The organism is Photobacterium sp. GB-210, assembly GCF_003026075.1.
Taxonomy (GTDB): domain Bacteria; phylum Pseudomonadota; class Gammaproteobacteria; order Enterobacterales; family Vibrionaceae; genus Photobacterium.
This window is the reverse complement of sequence record NZ_PYNU01000002.1, coordinates 407215-424567: the sequence shown is the minus strand read 5'-3', so window position 1 is coordinate 424567 and position 17353 is coordinate 407215. Positions and strand designations below refer to the sequence as shown.

Annotated in this window: 16 protein-coding genes; 4 read left to right on the top strand and 12 right to left on the bottom strand. The window is 38.3% G+C overall.

Features of this window, described 5'->3' with window-relative positions; translation table 11 throughout:
• Window positions 1–88: 88 nt before the first annotated feature.
• Window positions 89–505, bottom strand: a complete 417-nt coding sequence (locus tag C9J38_RS05550) for a CBS domain-containing protein (RefSeq protein ID WP_105059872.1) — start codon at window positions 503–505, stop codon at window positions 89–91.
• 226 nt (window positions 506–731) lie between these two features.
• A complete protein-coding gene (locus tag C9J38_RS05545) occupies window positions 732–2048 on the bottom strand; it encodes a DUF945 family protein (protein ID WP_107206216.1) in 1317 nt (438 codons plus the stop codon).
• Between the two features lie 213 nt (window positions 2049–2261).
• Between C9J38_RS05545 and C9J38_RS05540 the strand changes: the two genes are divergently transcribed.
• Complete coding sequence (locus C9J38_RS05540) at window positions 2262–3254, top strand: 2-hydroxyacid dehydrogenase (RefSeq protein WP_107206215.1); 993 nt, start codon at window positions 2262–2264, stop codon at window positions 3252–3254.
• Window positions 3255–3334: 80 nt separating this feature from the next.
• Here the strand turns inward: C9J38_RS05540 and dsdC are convergent, their stop codons facing one another.
• Entirely contained in the window at window positions 3335–4240 is a 906-nt protein-coding gene (gene dsdC, locus C9J38_RS05535; protein WP_107206214.1) for a DNA-binding transcriptional regulator DsdC, read from the bottom strand.
• Window positions 4241–4328: 88 nt separating this feature from the next.
• Window positions 4329–4928 (bottom strand): TfoX/Sxy family DNA transformation protein, encoded by a 600-nt coding sequence (locus C9J38_RS05530; protein WP_107206213.1) that lies wholly within the window; start codon window positions 4926–4928, stop codon window positions 4329–4331.
• Window positions 4929–5233: 305 nt separating this feature from the next.
• Between C9J38_RS05530 and C9J38_RS05525 the strand changes: the two genes are divergently transcribed.
• From C9J38_RS05525 to C9J38_RS05515, 3 genes are all read left to right on the top strand, one after another.
• Window positions 5234–5821, top strand: coding sequence for an LON peptidase substrate-binding domain-containing protein (locus C9J38_RS05525; RefSeq protein ID WP_107206212.1), 588 nt, complete (start codon window positions 5234–5236; stop codon window positions 5819–5821).
• A gap of 124 nt (window positions 5822–5945) precedes the next feature.
• Complete coding sequence (locus C9J38_RS05520; RefSeq protein ID WP_107206211.1) at window positions 5946–6869, top strand: HDOD domain-containing protein; 924 nt, start codon at window positions 5946–5948, stop codon at window positions 6867–6869.
• A 222-nt stretch (window positions 6870–7091) separates the two neighbouring features.
• Window positions 7092–7991, top strand: coding sequence for a lysine exporter LysO family protein (locus tag C9J38_RS05515; RefSeq protein ID WP_107206210.1), 900 nt, complete (start codon window positions 7092–7094; stop codon window positions 7989–7991).
• A gap of 40 nt (window positions 7992–8031) precedes the next feature.
• Here C9J38_RS05515 and C9J38_RS05510 read toward each other — a convergent pair whose 3' ends face one another.
• From C9J38_RS05510 to pabC, 8 genes are all read right to left on the bottom strand, one after another.
• Window positions 8032–8502: an RDD family protein gene (locus C9J38_RS05510; RefSeq protein ID WP_107206209.1), complete on the bottom strand. Its 471-nt coding sequence runs from the start codon at window positions 8500–8502 to the stop codon at window positions 8032–8034.
• Window positions 8503–8509: 7 nt separating this feature from the next.
• On the bottom strand, window positions 8510–10126 hold the full coding sequence (locus C9J38_RS05505; protein WP_107206208.1) for a PTS transporter subunit EIIC: 1617 nt from the start codon (window positions 10124–10126) through the stop codon (window positions 8510–8512).
• A gap of 831 nt (window positions 10127–10957) precedes the next feature.
• A complete protein-coding gene (locus C9J38_RS05500) occupies window positions 10958–12466 on the bottom strand; it encodes a PTS transporter subunit EIIC (protein ID WP_107206207.1) in 1509 nt (502 codons plus the stop codon).
• Window positions 12467–13085: 619 nt separating this feature from the next.
• On the bottom strand, window positions 13086–13862 hold the full coding sequence (locus C9J38_RS05495; protein WP_107206206.1) for a TatD family hydrolase: 777 nt from the start codon (window positions 13860–13862) through the stop codon (window positions 13086–13088).
• Between the two features lie 56 nt (window positions 13863–13918).
• Window positions 13919–14881: a DNA polymerase III subunit delta' gene (holB, locus tag C9J38_RS05490; RefSeq protein ID WP_107206205.1), complete on the bottom strand. Its 963-nt coding sequence runs from the start codon at window positions 14879–14881 to the stop codon at window positions 13919–13921.
• Between the two features lies 1 nt (window position 14882).
• Entirely contained in the window at window positions 14883–15512 is a 630-nt protein-coding gene (gene tmk, locus C9J38_RS05485) for a dTMP kinase (protein WP_107206204.1), read from the bottom strand.
• Window positions 15509–16528, bottom strand: a complete 1020-nt coding sequence (gene mltG / locus C9J38_RS05480) for an endolytic transglycosylase MltG (RefSeq protein WP_107206203.1) — start codon at window positions 16526–16528, stop codon at window positions 15509–15511. Before mltG ends, tmk begins: the two co-directional genes overlap by 4 nt.
• Window positions 16522–17331, bottom strand: coding sequence for an aminodeoxychorismate lyase (pabC, locus tag C9J38_RS05475; RefSeq protein ID WP_107206202.1), 810 nt, complete (start codon window positions 17329–17331; stop codon window positions 16522–16524). The genes mltG and pabC overlap by 7 nt, the downstream gene beginning before the upstream one ends.
• Window positions 17332–17353 lie beyond the last annotated feature (22 nt).

Genomic DNA, 17353 nt, shown 5'->3' with positions numbered 1-17353 from the left:
ACGGCTCGAATATCCATATTTACAACCAAAAAAATAAAGGCGCTAATTAGCGCCTCTACATAATCGAATAATACTTAAATATATAGCATTAAAGTGGATGTTTAAAGCTATCCCCTATTTGAGTACTGATAGCGGTAAGTACATCACGACGGGTTATCACACCCAGTAATTGCCCATTATCAACCACGGGATAAATCTTAGGTTTTTGCCCCGTCATAATTTGTGCTAACTCAATAATTGAATCATCACTTGATACCGTTAATACATCATCTCGCATACAATCTTTGACAGTATGAGAGTCTTGGCAGTGATAACCGACTTTCAATAATGTATGGATCATATCTTGTTCAGATAAAAAACCGATAACCTGCTTGTATTCATTGATAACAGGCCCACCAATTTGCTTTGCTGTCAACAACTTGTCTAGCGCTACAGATAATGACATTGATTCACTGAATGTCACTGGGCGGACGTTCATATAATCTTTTACTTTTAATGATTCCATGTATCCCCCAAATTACCTTTGAGTATATTCACCTGACAAGCTTTATGGTTATTGTTGATAGCTAAAAACCTGTCCCTTATTAAAGTTAAGTCTATTTCTTCAAATTTACTAAATTAGAATTTATATTTTTATCAACGGTTAAGGGTATTTGACTCATAATTAATACATTGATACAAAAAAGCGCCTCAAAATTAGAGACGCTTTCACATTAAGCCAATGTTTCTGATTAATGCATCATCAGCATAGACAGCATTGCTAGCGGGATTTTCAAGCCTGAACCAAAGACAAGCTGTGAGCCTTCCACTTTTACAGTTAATTTATAGCTATTTTGATCTTCTGTAATAATCTTCTGTTGCAGTAACTCTGGCACTTTCGCTGCAAGCTGTGGTTCATTAGACACAAAAGCTTTTGGCATTGAGATATTAATGTTACCCACCAATTTATTTGGTAATGCAGCTAAGTTTTCAGACGCACGTGCTAAGCCCGGTTTAAGCTCAAGTAAAAGAGAGGCATTCACTTTGCCTTGATCGGTCATCATGCTGAGATCAGATAAATCAACAGTAGCACCTTTAGCGACTAATAAATCTAGAGCAAGCATTGCATCTTGCATCTGCGCTTGTTGCTGCTCTGCTGTTGTAGACTCTTCCATAACAGCTAAACGACTAATCGCTTTATAGTTAAGATCTTTCAATGCCAGTGCAAAATTGAAATCTGTATATTGCTGACCATCAAGGGTCACAATTTTCTTAATTGAAATATTATTCGTATTCGTTACTTGCTGTGTTTCGTCTGTCGGTGTTTTTTCATCTTTCGGCTGACTTAACGCATTTTTCATCATCACACTCATGCCTTCTAACTCAACATGATGCTGATTATCTGCCGATGCGAAATTTGCTTTACCTAAATTGAATGTCTGATCACCAATCCAGAAACTACCCTGCATTTGACCACTACCTTGACCTGCAAAGGTATTCACTTGCATAGTTTCGCCACTATCAGTTTTCACATCTAAAGAGGGTAACGTATAGTTGAAATCACCTGCACCATCCGCATTTGCACTCCCCGTCAACACAAAAGCTTGGCTTTTTACAAATGCGCCAGACTGATTATAATTAATCGGATTAATCGTCATCGTAAAATCGGTATTTCCCGTTAAAGAGGAGTCTGTCACTAAGGTTACCGGTTGAACATTTTTGCCCCAAATACTACTGATCAACGGCGCGACTTGTTTATCAATTTCTAATTCACTGCTCGACTTAACGCCTAAAAATCCGTTTTGAATATGATGCTTAACTAACCACGTGGTGGGTAAGCCTTCTTCTTCAAATGTTGCTTTTAAGCTATCTTTTAATTCAATACGAGAAACTGCATCAGAAGAAAGATAACCGCGTTCAAAACTTTGATTCGTAATGGTCATATAAGGGCTGTGATAATTTTTAATCGCCCCCATATATAAACTTTGACCTATTTGTCCTGTGGCTAATGGCCAACAAAGGATCACGGCAACCGCACCCGCTCCTGCTGCAACGTTCTTCAACAACATATTGAATCCTAATTAATAAATTTAAGTGCAAACATATGACTATATCATCAACTTTTTAAAGGGTTGACGTCAACTAGAACTCACTGATAACGAAAAAAACAGATCATCCTTGCAATGTCTATTTTTGATACTTTTCCTATCAATACCAGAGTATTTTGATATGGTATTAACAGCACAGAATATAATAATGAATAAATAAGGTAATTTAGTCTTATGAAAATAGCTCTATTTAGCTCAAAAAAGTACGACCAAGAATCTTTTTCTAAAGTAAATAAATCCTTTAGCCATGATATTACTTACTTCGATTTCCCGCTGAATCTACAAACAGCGAAAATGAGTGAAGGGTTTGATGCTGTTTGTGCATTTGTTAATGATGATCTTAGTGCGCCAGTCTTAAAGTGTTTAGCGAAACAAGGGGTTAAAGTCATTGCGATGCGCTGTGCAGGCTACGATCTTGTTGATTTAGAGGAAGCCAAAAAGTTAGGGCTACAAATTGTACGTGTTCCCGCTTATTCACCCGAGTCTATTGCGGAACATACCTTGGGCTTAATGTTGAGCCTTAATCGCCATATTCATCGTGCTTATCAACGCACGCGTGATGCCAATTTTTCGCTTGATGGCCTAACAGGTTATAACTTCCACGGTAAAACCGTTGGTGTTGTGGGTACGGGGAAAATTGGCTTAGCTACGATTCGTATTTTAAAAGGCTTTGGCATGAATATTCTAGCCTTTGACCCATACCCAAATCCTGCTGCGATTGAATTAGGGGTAACTTATACTAGCCTTGATGAAATCTATCGTTTATCGGATGTAATTACTCTGCACTGTCCGATGTCGAAGGAAAACTATCATATGTTAAATCAACACGCCTTTGACAAAATGAAAGATGGCGTAATGATCATTAATACCAGTCGTGGTGGTTTAATTAAATCAAGTGATGCTATTGAAGCGTTAAAATCACAACGTATTGGTGCGTTGGGTGTCGATGTATATGAAAATGAGAAAGATTTATTCTTCCAAGATAAGTCGAATGATGTGATTCAAGATGATGTATTTCGTCGTTTATCATCTTGCCACAACGTACTTTTCACTGGACACCAAGCCTTTTTAACAGAAGAAGCTTTGGGCAATATTGCTGAAACTACGCTGCAAAATCTGTCTGATTTTGATCAAGGTAAAGTATCAGGAAATGAAGTGTTAGATTAATAAATAATGCCGCTAAATATAAAAATTTAGCGGCATTTTTATTTATGAAATTGATTTAAATAAATAATATTTAGCAGATCTTAACCAATCTCACTGAATAACCAATCACTAAAAGCTTTTATTTTAGGGGTATTTTGCATGTTATGTCGACACACGACATAATAACTAAAAGGTGAAGGCGCCATCATATCAAAAGGTGTAACTAGCCGTTTTTCCACTAACCTTTCAGCAATAAATGAGTGCCTCCCCATGGCAACACCGATCCCGCATTCAGCCGCTTGTAAAGCCAAATCGGAACGATCAAATGTACATTCCGATTCAGGTAATTGCGTACCGTATTGCTCTGCCCATAGCTGCCATTCATCATTCCGCCCAGCTCTAGCCCATGGCGCAGCATCATGGAGTAATAAACATTGCATTAAACCTTCAGGGTTATCATAAAGATCATTTGTAATAGCATAATCATGGCTACAAACGGGCTGCATCGCTTCATCCATTAATTTACACGAATGCAAACCTTGATATTCCCCTTTACCAAAATAAATCGCGCAATCAAAACTTTCCGTTTGAAAATCAACAAGTTCATTACGGGTTCGCAAATGAATACGTAGCATGGGATAAAGATCTATAAAGGATTTTAAGCGGGGTAATAACCAAGTTTGAGCAAACGTTGGGGGTACAGAAATATTTATATCGCCGCTTAACTCAACATTTTTCAAATCACGTATTTCGTGTGCAATATCGCCAAAGTTCGCAGCTAGCACTTGTTTTAAACGAAATCCCTCATCTGTGAGGATGAGCTTGCGGGGCTGGCGAATAAACAGCTGGACGCCTAATGCTTCTTCAAGGTTTTTAATTTTATGGCTAACTGCACTTTGAGTTAAAAATAGAACTTCAGCAGCACGTGTGAAGCTCATTTGTTCAGCTGCGATAAGAAAACAGTGTAAACCAGAAAGTACAGAACCAGAAAGGTTAGAAAGTTGCATAATACCGCCACATTAAAAATCTAGTAGCAAGCATAACAAGAAAATGATCGGGGCTCAGCTATAAATACTACTCCCCGAATAACGTCAATTAATTAGTTGTACTACGGTATTGCTCAAGCAAGCCTGATTTATACTCGTCAGTTAATAACTGCCAGTGACATCCTTTGACAGCACCAGCAAAAATCCATAACAAATTACGATTGACTTCTTCTCCATGGTGTTCGCATACTTTGCGATAAACATTGACTGCACCCAACTCTAGAAAAGTAGATACATCTAATACACCCGTTCGTTTCACCATTCTTTCAAGCGTTAATCGCATATTGGGTAAATCACGTAAACGTTTATTCGCACCAGACTGTTTAAATGCCTTATCTTTACATGAAAACTCAATCGATTTAGCGACCAATTGATTACAAACCTGCGGATCTTTTTCAAAAAGATCTCTTATTTCGTAATAATTAACTGTTGCCGTTTTGCTTTTCTTTATATGTTTAAATTTCGCACAACCTAACTTTATTAACTCAGGATCCAGTTTTTCGCCACCTCGAATATACATAGACGCCGGTGTAACTATCGCAAACATCGCACCGTCTATAAATACTCCAGTTCCACCAAACATGGATCGTTTTTCTTGTTCTCCGAATTTGTTTAAATAATTTAAATAATCTTCCTTTGGTGATGTCACAACTAATTCTCCATAATGTGGTGATAATCAATTATTCCAAACACGTCAAATAACCTAGCCAAACAATAGATTAGATTGTTAATTATTCGACAGAGCAATTGTATGCTCTTAAGCATTGTAGATTAAATAAGCAGCAGCCAAAGATGAGATTACTCGCATATTTTTTGTCGCAAAATAATGTAATCAAACTAGATTTGCAGCATTTATCACGCAAGAATCAATAATGAATTGCATATCTATCATCATTATTATCAGCACCGACTATCTTTAAGGTATTTACAGCAAAAAGAGTATGCTCTGGAGATATGAAAAAAATCCCATTGTTCCCATATGCAAACCACATTCTTCCCGATGGAAGGACACAACTAAAAATTGCACAAGCTCGTCATATTCGTATGGTGAAAGAAGCCCTTATTTCTAAAAAAGGGTTTGTCATGGCAATGATAGATAACGAACGTGAGCACAGTGAAATTAAAGATGTTCCTGCATTAAGTACGCACGTTAAAATTATTGACTTCAACCGACTCGAAGGCGATTTATTGGGTATTACGGTAGAAGGTATCGATCTTCTAAAAATAGAACAAATTAAGATTGAGGATGATAAGCTTTTGGTTGCTGAATGTACGCCTGTTAGCACTTGGGCCCCCTCTAAAACGACAACGAGTAACCAGTGTTTAGCTCAACGATTAAAGCAACTTTATTCTTCTCAACCAGAAATGGAAAGTTTATATCCAACACCATTGTTTGATGATATGACGTGGGTCTGTCAACGCTGGTTAGAAGTTCTACCAATAGAAGTAAAATATAAGCAAATGCTGATTCATCAAAAAACGCCCAATCTGGCCATTCGTTTTTTAATAAAGTTACTTCAAGATAAAAATTTAAACCATTAGTGGGATTAATATCAGTTCTTTATTAATTTATAACCTACTCACTTCAAATAAATTACGTGATAAACTACTCGATAAGGCTATGAAACGATAGAATTTGATTATTACTTTATAAGATTAGTTTTACATGTCGCATTTATCTTTTTTTTGGTTAAAACATAGCCGTGATCATCAAATAAAAGCGTTGGAATCTGAGTTTTGTAACTTAGTAAAACAATCTGCGCAGCAAAATAAGCTGGAGCTTCCTCCAATCCCTGATGTGCTAATGAAGCTACATCAGTTATGTAATGATGATGAAAGCACCATTCATGACGTGGCTGATTTACTACTTGATGATCCCGTTTTAACCGCTACCATTATTCGAACATCTAATACGGTATTATTTAACCGCCGTAATGTTGTCTGTAACGATCTTCTTACTGCGGTCTCTCGCCTTGGATTGTTACGGGTCCGTGATATCGCCACCGCTCAAGCAGTTGCCGAATTACGAAAAGTAAAAACTGAAAACTTCGCGTGTAATCAACTGCTCAGCCAAAGTGCGATTCGCTCACGCCAATTTGCAGGTACGATGGCTCTGATTTGTCAAAGCTTGATAAAGCACAGTGACACCCCCTTAAAAATAGAACCAGAAAAAGCGTTATTAACAGGCTTGCTCGCTGATATTGGTATCTTTAGTTTAATCTACGAATATCTTAATTATATTGAAAACGATAATTACCTCGATATCGATATTGCCAAATATATTTTCAAAGAAACCTGCATGAAAACAAGTTTGATCGTATTAAAAGAATGGGGATTTGATAATGATTATCTTGAAATCGCCTCTAATAAACGACAGCCTTATGGAGAGAATAACGATACGTTGAGTTATCTTGATATCGCCCGTATGGCACACCATTTATTATTATTTAAGAATAACGATGATGCTATCGACGAAAATGATGTTGAGCTTGACCTTGTAGGAGCTGAAGTTATGTATGAATTGACTAATTTACCTACTCACGAATTTAATCAACGAGTGAAAAACATCGTTCGTGAAAGTGGATTCTGACCTAATCCCCCCCCCCTTCTTTTTTCTTACTTAAAAAGAAGGGGAAACATCCATCTATAAGCCCCCCACTTGCCTATATACTCCTTCTTTATCGCTGTGTTACATTCACTTTCTGTTAAAAATATAAATAAATGAATTCATTATTGCTGGTTATTTTGTGTTATTGAACCAAATCCTCTAGCAAATAAATTACTCACCCTCTGAATATATTTAAGGACTAATATGTTGTCTGGGATTTTACTTATCTTTTTGCCGCTTATTATTGGCTACCTCATCCCTATTCATAATAAAAAGCACCTCGATTTTATTAATGCTCAAACTAGCCGCTTAGTCTTGGTCATTTTGACATTAATGGGATTAAGCTTAGCTGCGCTAGATAATCTCAGCCAAAACTTAAACCAAATCCTTATCTACACCATGACATTTTTCATCTCAATCAGTGTATGTAACCTTGCTGCACTCCCTTTTTTAGACCGTTTATGGCCAACACAAACGTTTGATGGACACCATCATTTACCGATGGCAAAAATGATGATGGAATCGGTTAAATTGGTTTTTGTTGTTGCAGCAGGGTTGATCGTAGGTCTATTACTCAATGTCGATTTGTCATGGGTTGATCAAGCTAGTGAAGCTATTTTATTACTATTACTGTTTTTTATTGGCATCCAATTACGTAATAGTGGTATGACCTTAAAACAAATAGTGCTCAATAAAAAAGGGATGATTATAGCTGCGGTTATTATTAGCACATCTTTTCTTGGTGGGATCATCGCTGCATTTATTCTCGATATTCCACTTAACCATGGCTTGGCTATGGCATCGGGATTTGGTTGGTATTCTCTCACGGGTATTTTAATTGGCGACGGTTTAGGAAGTGTATTTGGTGGTGCCGCTTTTCTTAACGAGCTACTACGTGAAATACTTGCGCTAATATTAATCCCACTCCTTATCCATCGTTATCCCAATACAGCTATTGGTTATGCTGGGGCAACTGCTATGGATTTCACCCTCCCCGTCATTCAAAGTACAGGAGGTGTGCGCTGTGTACCTATCGCTATTGTCAGTGGCTTTATTCTTAGCCTGTTAGTCCCCGTTTTCATTTTATTCTTCTTATCACTATAACTGTGATAAAAAAAACCGCAGTTTTCACTGCGGTTTTTATTTATCGCTCTACCACTGTTGTATGATTTTTTTTGTCATGCCAAGGTGGATTGGTAAACGTAAGATATTGCACACCAGCATAGAGGGGATATAATCCTAATGTAGCAATACATAGATAAATCTTATCAAACTCACGCTTTAAATAACGTTGCTTTGTTAGCAGCTCATCATCGCTAGATATCACTTTCACACTTAACAAAGCACGTGATAGTGAAGTGCCGAGTAACCGATAACACAACCAGTGATACCCCATAAAGACACCAATAAATAAAGCCATGATGCCGATAATTAACAGTAACAATACTGGTAGCGCCATCGTATCGTTAAGTGATAACGATACTCCTGCACCATTGGTAATATAACCAACCACTGCAAGGAAGATATCTTTGACGATCATTGCAAACATCTGCACGATAGCCATATCAATCATAAATGTACCGACACGTCTGTATTTCAACGAAAAGCTGCTCATTGCCTAATTACTTACCAAGTTTTGAATTGATTTGAGCTTTAAATCCAGCCGCTTGTGCACCGTAGATAGCTTGGATACCCGTACCACCGACTTTTACTAAGCCTTTAGCACCTAAGTTCTCAGTCCAGTATTTATTATCTTTAACAAGCTCACCGTCTTTAACTGTGATACGTAAACGCGTAATACATGCATCAACGTCAACGATGTTATCTTTACCGCCTAGCGCTTCGATCATTTCATCGATTTGGCTGTCATCAGAACCATTCGCTTTTGCTGCTTGGTAATCTTTCTTACGTACAACCGCAACAGCGCTCCCTTTACGACCCGGTGTCTTGATATCAAACTTCAGAATAAACCAGCGGAATAACAAGAAGTATACAGGACCATAAATTAAACCTAGTAGTGGGATGTAGTACCAGTGGTTTTCAGTTCCGGTTAGGCCAGGAAGCATACCAAACAGTGCAAAGTCAATGAAACCACCACTGAACGTCATACCCACTTTCACATTTAGCAAGTCCATGATCATGAACGATAGACCAGCTAGTGGTACGTGAATAAAGTAGTAAAGCGGCGCAGATAGGAAAAGGAATGTAAATTCAATCGGCTCGGTAATACCCGTTAGGAACGCTGTTAGCGCAACAGAGAACAATAGACCGCCAACCTCTTTCTTATTCTCTTTATCTGCCAATGTGTACATCGCGTATGCAGCAGCAGGTAGACCAAACATCATGAATGGGAATTTACCTGTCATGAAGTTAGTTGAAGAGAACTGAGAATAATCACCGTTAGCTAAAGAGCCAAAGAAGATATTTTGTGTCCCTTTATAAACATGACCTGCAATTTCTACAGTACCGCCAATCTCTGTCTGCCATAGTGGAAGGTAGAATACGTGGTGTAGACCAACAGGGATAAGCGCACGTTCAATAATACCGAAGATGAAAGAGGCAATATAACCGTGACCAGATGCAGTCATTTCACCCAGTGTTGCCCCGATAGAACCAAATGCTGCACCGATGTAAGGCCAAATAAATACTAGCGCAATACCGTAGAACAATGCAGAGAACGCACTAACGATAGGAACGAAACGCGCGCCACCGAAGAAGCCTAGGAACTCAGGAAGCTTAACATCATGGTATTTATTATGCAGAATAACAGTAATACCACCAGCGATAAGACCACCAAACACACCCATACTTAGCGTATTTTGAATGCCTAATACGTTTTCTAACACCCCCGCGTAATGGTTGCCCATTAACACAACAGTGTTGTTAGTTGTGTCGACCATGCCAGCAACAGAAAGCGTTTTCGCAATCGCAACATTCATTACCAAGTAAGAAATTGTTGCAGCGAGTGCTGCTGCACCTTTTTCAGCACGTGCAAAACCAATCGCAATTGCTAATGCGAACATTAATGGTAGGTTTGCAAAAACGATACCGCCCGCTGCAGTCATAACCTGTAAGAAACTATTTAAAAGTGTTCCGTCTTGCAAAATACCAATATTGTACGCATCAATCATGCTTTGGTTGGTAAAGCTACCACCAAGACCAAGCATAATACCAGCAGCTGGTAATAGCGCTATCGGTAGCATTACTGCTTGCGATAGTTTACTAAAGAAGGCTTTCATTACCTTATCTCCTCGATATGGGATCTAAACTTGTATCAAAAATAATTCAGACTTTATTTGTCTTTGTAACCATTATTTTTATTAATTCAATAAGCGTAGTAATGCACACTCACACGAGACAAGCTCAAATTACCGAGGTAATTGATTGTGATAGTGAACATTTAGCTCCTGAGTACTATATTTACCTGAAATAACATAAACACTAACGACATACCCCCGTAGTCATAATGTTAGTATTCATTCTTTGTTATTTCGGCATAAGTATAAATTTCGATAATTAATATAACTTGATGATTGTCATATTTACTAAAAGATAGTGATGAAAGATTCAGAATATATAATGGCGATCACATCAAAATAAATATATTAAAAAGCAGAAACAAACCAATAACCAATTGATAATAAATAACTTTTAAACCAATCAATCTATTAATGCCAATAGATTAATCTCTAAAAAGTAACTTATGTAACCAATGTAACATTCGTTAAGTAAATAAAACTATTTATCGTTAGCATAAGTTAATATGGGTTGAGTATTTCGCACACCTATTTTAATTAGAATAGCCTAATATGATTACTTATAAGTAAAAATGAGATTAAACGACTATTTTCATTAAAAGTAATGTAAATGAGAAAAATACCAGTGTTGTGGATGATTGAGAGGTTCTTGTTTTTGATATACAGTCCACTTTATAGCTAAGCGATTTCACGTGCAGATCTTTATCACAATTTTAAATTAAATGAAATAACACCTAATTATTTCAAAACGGTTAAAAAAAATCCCGTAATTTTCATTACGGGATTATGAGCATTCAACGAATAAGAATAAACTTATTCTTTATGAGCCGCTTTTTCTTCTGGAGTACGATAGTCAAAGAAGAAAATAAGTAGCATTGGCACAATGAATGCCACTGCAATTGATACTGCATATACCCACATTGGGTGGAATACTGGGATGGTTAGTAACGAAGTAAATGCAAACGCCTTAGTTTTAATACCACCGTATTGAGAACCTAGAATTGCAATTGTTAAACCACCAGCTAGACAACCAGGAAGCATACGTGAGTAAACTTTCTTAAATCGTAAGTGTATACCGTATAGTGAAGGCTCCGAAATACCACCGAATAAACCAGCAGCTAACGCACCAGAAGCTGTCTGACGCATGGTTTTATCTTTTTCACGTAATGAAATTAGTAGCACACCCGCTGTTGCACCGAAACATGCAAAGTTCCAAACACCCATAGGACCTTGAATGAAGTCATAACCCAATGTTTGAATATTCATTAGCATCAATGCATTTAGAGGCCAGTGAAGACCAAGAGGTACAAGGAATGGGTACAGTAATGGAATTAGAATCGCGAACACAAATGGTGCATGTGTATTAAGCCAAGCTAAACCAAGACCTAAGTAAGTACCAATCCAAACACCTAGAGGACCAATTAGGAACGCTGTAAGCGGAATCATGATAATCAAAGATAAGAACGGCACAAATACCATGTGCAAATTATCTGGAACAATCTTCTTCAGGAAGCGATAAACCACAGCTAATACAGCAACCATGATTAGCGGTACAAATACGTTACCAGAATAATCATTAAGCTGCATTGGTAAACCAAACACATGGGCAACATGAGAGACAGTCCCTAAGGTCGTATCTTTAATCGATGTTGTTGATGCAAGTGAGGTTAGTTTTTGGAAATCAGGCGTCATAAGTGCGCCCATGATTGCAGCGCCCAACCAAGGATCAACCTTCAGTTTTTTCGAGGCATTGTAAGCAACCATAATAGGCAAGAAGTAAAATACTGTATGCCACATTGAGTCAACAAAAACCCAACCTGCAGACTTATCACCTCTAAAGTCAACAATATGAAGGGCGTCTAATACTGCACATAGTGCAATAATTAACGACGCACCTAATAAAATACCTAAAATTGGACGGAACGAATCTGAAAGGTATTCAAAAAAACCATCAACCCAAGCAACTTTCCCTCTTACACCACTAGAGCGCATAGAAGCTTTAATATCATCATTTGATGCATTATCAGCTTTCACTTCATTCGTGCTTGCTGTACCACTACCCGTTTGACTTTCCATCAGTTGCTGTAATGCGCTATGCATAGTCGCAACACCACCACCGATAACAATTTGGTAGCGATCACCGCTTTGAGGAATACACCCCATCACATCAGGAATGGCATCTAATGCTGCTTTATCAACAATAGAATTATCATTTAATTCAAAACGTAAGCGAGTTGCGCAGCAAGACAAGAATTTTATATTGCCTGCACCACCAACTCCTTCAAGGATCTTCTCTGCTGAAGACTTATTGCCATTCGACATAATTTTTTTACCCTTTGATATATCCAAATGTATAACTGCAGAATGTCATTGACACCGACAGAGACACCTGTAATAACTCATTAATTTAATTGGTATAATTAGGATTCAATAATAAATGCTGTCTGCTTTAATTAATTTATCTTTAGCATCTTCTAATAATAAACTGATTAAAGCATTCCTTGAAAGCATTACCCCCAATAATCAATATTGCGCGTTTTTACCCATTTTCGCCAGAATATACTTAAATAACATCAAAAATATAGAACATTGATCACATTAATTAAAGAAAAAGCATTAAATTGCTGATAGTAAAGATAAAAATTCACTTTTTATTAAGTTTCAATGACAAATTTAAAACGGGATGGATACAATGCTTTAACCAATAGTCATCATTAAAAGATCTGTGATATTTATCAATCAATAAAATATCCTACTTCTATATATCCATATAAGTACTATTAATTACGTTTCATTCTATGCTGAATATATACTCAGTTACCTTTGTTACTTTTGTAATAATTAAAAGTAACGATTTATATATATTTACTCTCGCCAACACTTCTAACCAAAAAAAAAGAGAAGCCAGCGCTTCTCTTTTTTCACGACCAATCTATCAAAGTTATTTCTTCGCTAAAGGAAATAGCGTAAAGAAATTTTCAGTGGTTGCTCGTTCAACCTCTTCAACGGAAACACCTTTTAGCAACGCAATATATTGAGCAACTTCACGTGTATACGCAGGCTGATTTTGCTTACCTCGGTATGGCATTGGCGCAAGGAACGGTGAATCCGTTTCAACTAACAAACGATCCAGTGGCAATTGGCTCACCACATTTTTCAGATCGCTTGCTGTATTAAATGTTACAATCCCTGAAATCGAAATATAAAAACCAAGTTCAATCGCATCTAATGCCATTTCAAGCGATTCAGTGAAACAGTGTAAAACACCGCCACATTTTTGAGCCCCTTCTTCACGAAGAATACGCATTGTATCTTCACGTGCCATACGAGTATGGATAATAAGTGGCTTATTCAATTCAACCGCGACACGAACCTGTTGGCGAAAGATCTCTTGCTGAAGCTCTGCCGTATCAGGCTGGTAATGGTAATCTAACCCCGTTTCACCAATAGCCACAACTCTTTCATGTTGCGCAAAAGCCTTAAACTGTTCGTAGTTATAACCAGACTCAACATCTAAAGGGTGAATACCACAAGAAGCAAAAATATTTTCGTAAGGGGCGATCATTTCCATCATTTTAGGAAAAGCGGCCAACGTTACACCAACAGAAAGAAAGTACTCTACACCTCTTTCTTTGGCTTTATTAAGTACATCATCAATCCCTGTATGTAACTTATCGTAATCAAGTTTGTCGAGATGACAATGTGAATCAACTAACACGGGCGTTCCTCTTTTATCTCTGAATATGACTATAAATACAAAACTCAATACTACGCTTAATCTTGAATAAAACCAGTTAGCCACTCTACAACTAACAGCTCAATATTCAATCCTGTATGCTGCTCTAATTTACGGTATAGCGTATTAATTTTTCTTGACTGCTCAAGTAACAAAGCCCCCGAAACCTGTGTAGCAACCTGTTGTACTGCCACTAAAGATTCGTTGTGCACAAAACTATTGCTTACACCTTGCTGATACTTAATACAGTCGACTAAAAAATAGCTTAGCCATTTTAATGTAACAATACCGTCTGCAGTACACATCGCGGTAACATCATAGATACCAATATTTGGTGGCTGTAAAAACTCGGCAAAAGCTTTGATCAAATTAGCATGACGAATATTCATACCACTTTCAACAAACGCTAACGTTGACAATGGCGCCCCACTATTAAGGCGAATAGATTCAACGTTAATCGATTGCATTAATTTATGCTCAACCCACTGCTTTACATTTGACTCAGCAGGTATTGGCAAACGCCATTTATTACAACGACTAACAATAGTCGGTAATAAACTATCTAAACTTTGCGCCGTTAGAATAAACTGACAACCTTGCGGTGGCTCTTCAAGCGTTTTTAAAATCGCATTCGAGCCCGCTTCTCCCATTGCATCGGCATGTTCAATTAAAATAACACGCTGACCATTTAAGTGAGAGGTTTCCGTTGCCCAGCGGTTACATTGTCGAACCGCATCAACACCGATTTGTTTTCCTTCTTGTTCAGGCTTAATAACATGAAAATCAGGATGGCTGTTAGCTTCAAATAATTTACAGCTATGGCAAACATCACATGGTTCTGTTTCATTGTTTTGACATAAAACGGTTTTAGCTAACTGGCGCGCGAGGACATCACGGCCACTGCCTTTTACCGCCAACAACAAAATGGCATGATGAAGCCGCTTTTGCTCTAACAACTGTTGCCAATTCTGCCATAACGATTCTTGCCACGGATACAACATGTTATTGCTGCTCCAACCATGCATTCAGCGCAGACTGTAGATCTTCAGTCACTTTTTCTAAACGCTGACTTGCATCGATAATAATGACGTTTGGTTGATTCTCTGATAATTCAAGAAAACGCGCACGCGCACGATGGAAGAAATCGACATTCATTTGTTCGATACGATCTAGCGCACCACGACCACGGGCACGTTGTAACCCCAGTTCAGGCTCGATATCCATATAGATAGTCAAATCAGGACGAAAATCACCCAATACCGTATCACGTAGATTTTCCATTAATGCTTTATCAAAACCACGTCCGCCACCTTGGTATGCTTGGGATGACATATCATGACGGTCGCCAACAACCCACTGACCTTGGTTCAATGCAGGTTTAATCACGTTATCAACCAATTGAATACGTGCCGCATAAAGCAGTAATAATTCAGCCATATCGGTTAATGGCTCATCAGGATGCCCTTCTTTAACCAGTGCCCGCATTTGCTCTGCTAAAGGTGTACCACCAGGCTCTCGCGTTGATGCTGGATCATGAATACCATGCAGTGCCAAGGTCGCGATAACTTGCTTAATCGCAGTACTTTTACCGGCCCCTTCAAGACCTTCGATGACAATAAATTTACCGATCATTGTGACTGTTTTCTTAATGTTTTCAGGTATGCACGAACCGCACGGTTGTGCTCAACCAAAGTTGTAGAGAATTTGTGCCCGCCTTTACCATCGGCCACGAAATAATAGTAATTGCTCTTATCAGGATTAACGGCTGCTAATACTGATGCTTTACTTGGCATTGCTATCGGTGTTGGTGGTAAACCTTTGATGGTATAGGTGTTATAAGGCGTTGGGGTTCTAAGATCTTTTTTACTAATATTGCCTTTATATTTATCACCCATGCCATAAATAACGGTTGGGTCGGTTTGTAAAGGCATCCCTTTGCGCAAACGATTCATAAAGACAGACGCAACCAAACCTCGTTCTGCTGGCACAGCGGTTTCTTTTTCAATAATAGAAGCCATGATCAATACTTGATAAGGATCTTTTAAAGGCAGATCTTTCTCACGTCGCTCCCACGCAGTGGCTAACTCTTTATTCATCGCTAGATAAGCACGTTTCAGTACTGCAATATCGGTAGTACCCGCTGTGTAATGATACGTATCAGGCAGTAAATAACCTTCAATTTTAACGTTATCAATGCCGATCGCTTTCGCAATTTGTGGCTCTGTCATGCCATCAGTAATATGCTTTAATTCAGGCGCAGCTTGGATTTTTTTTAACCATTCACTAAAACGCTCACCTTCAACCAAGGTGATTGAATATTGAAACTCCTTGCCAGAAGCAATCAATGCCAAGACTTCTTGCAATGTTTTATGTGGCTCTAGACCGTAAGTTCCTGCCTTAATATCCGTTAAAGAGGGATCTAACTTTCCGACCCAGCGCGTCCATTGTGATGCCTTGATCACTTTATCTTGTACAAGCTGATTGATTAACCCTCTAAACGATGTCCCTGGTTTAACTGTTATCATTACCTGCTCAGTATTAATAACGGGCAGATTTAGCTCGTTCTTCACTTGAGTATACGCCCAACCAGCAGCACCTGCCGCTAGGGCAGCAAGAATGAAAACAATAAGAATCAACTTCTTTAACACGTATATAGCCTCTTTTGTAATACGTCGAGTAGTGACTGTTGTTGATAATAGGTAGAGTCAATCGCCATTATTGGCACTAACTCCATTAACGCATTGGTTATAAATACTTCATCAGCACAAAGCAAATCTGCCAGAGAATAATCACCTAATTCTAACGTATATGGCAACGTTGAAAGCAATGTAATGACATGTCGACGCATGACACCTTCAACTCCAGATCCTATTAATTCTGGCGTATAAACAACACGCCCTTTACGCCAGAAGATATTAGATGCTGTTGTTTCAATAACATGATCATTGGTATTGAGCACCACAGCATCCAACCATTGTTTATGTTCGACTTCTTGTTTTAAGAGTACCTGTTCTAATCGATTTAAGTGCTTCATCCCCGCAAGCATTGGACTGTAACCCAGTTGCTGCTGACAAACCCCCAGTATGATGCCATCTTTCTGCCATTGCTTATAATGGGTAGGCCAATTGAAAGCACTAAAAATAACTGTCGTGTCATCGCAGCCCGTTGGGCTATACCCCCTACCGCCGCCACCTCGGCTGATTAATATTTTTATCCCACCACGATCAGTGAAAGATTGAGCGAGTTTTTTAGCCTGTAGAAAGACTTGATCCCAATCAGGTTCATTAATCGCTAACCTGCGCAACGTTTGTTGTAATCGTTCAAGATGAAACCGCCATAACAACAGCTTTCCCTGTTTAACGCCTATTGTCGAAAAACAGCCATCTCCATATTGTATAGCACGATCCGTTATTGCTAACTCTCGTTGTTTCTGACTGTTAATAAACGCCATCGATTATCCTTTTTATGATAAA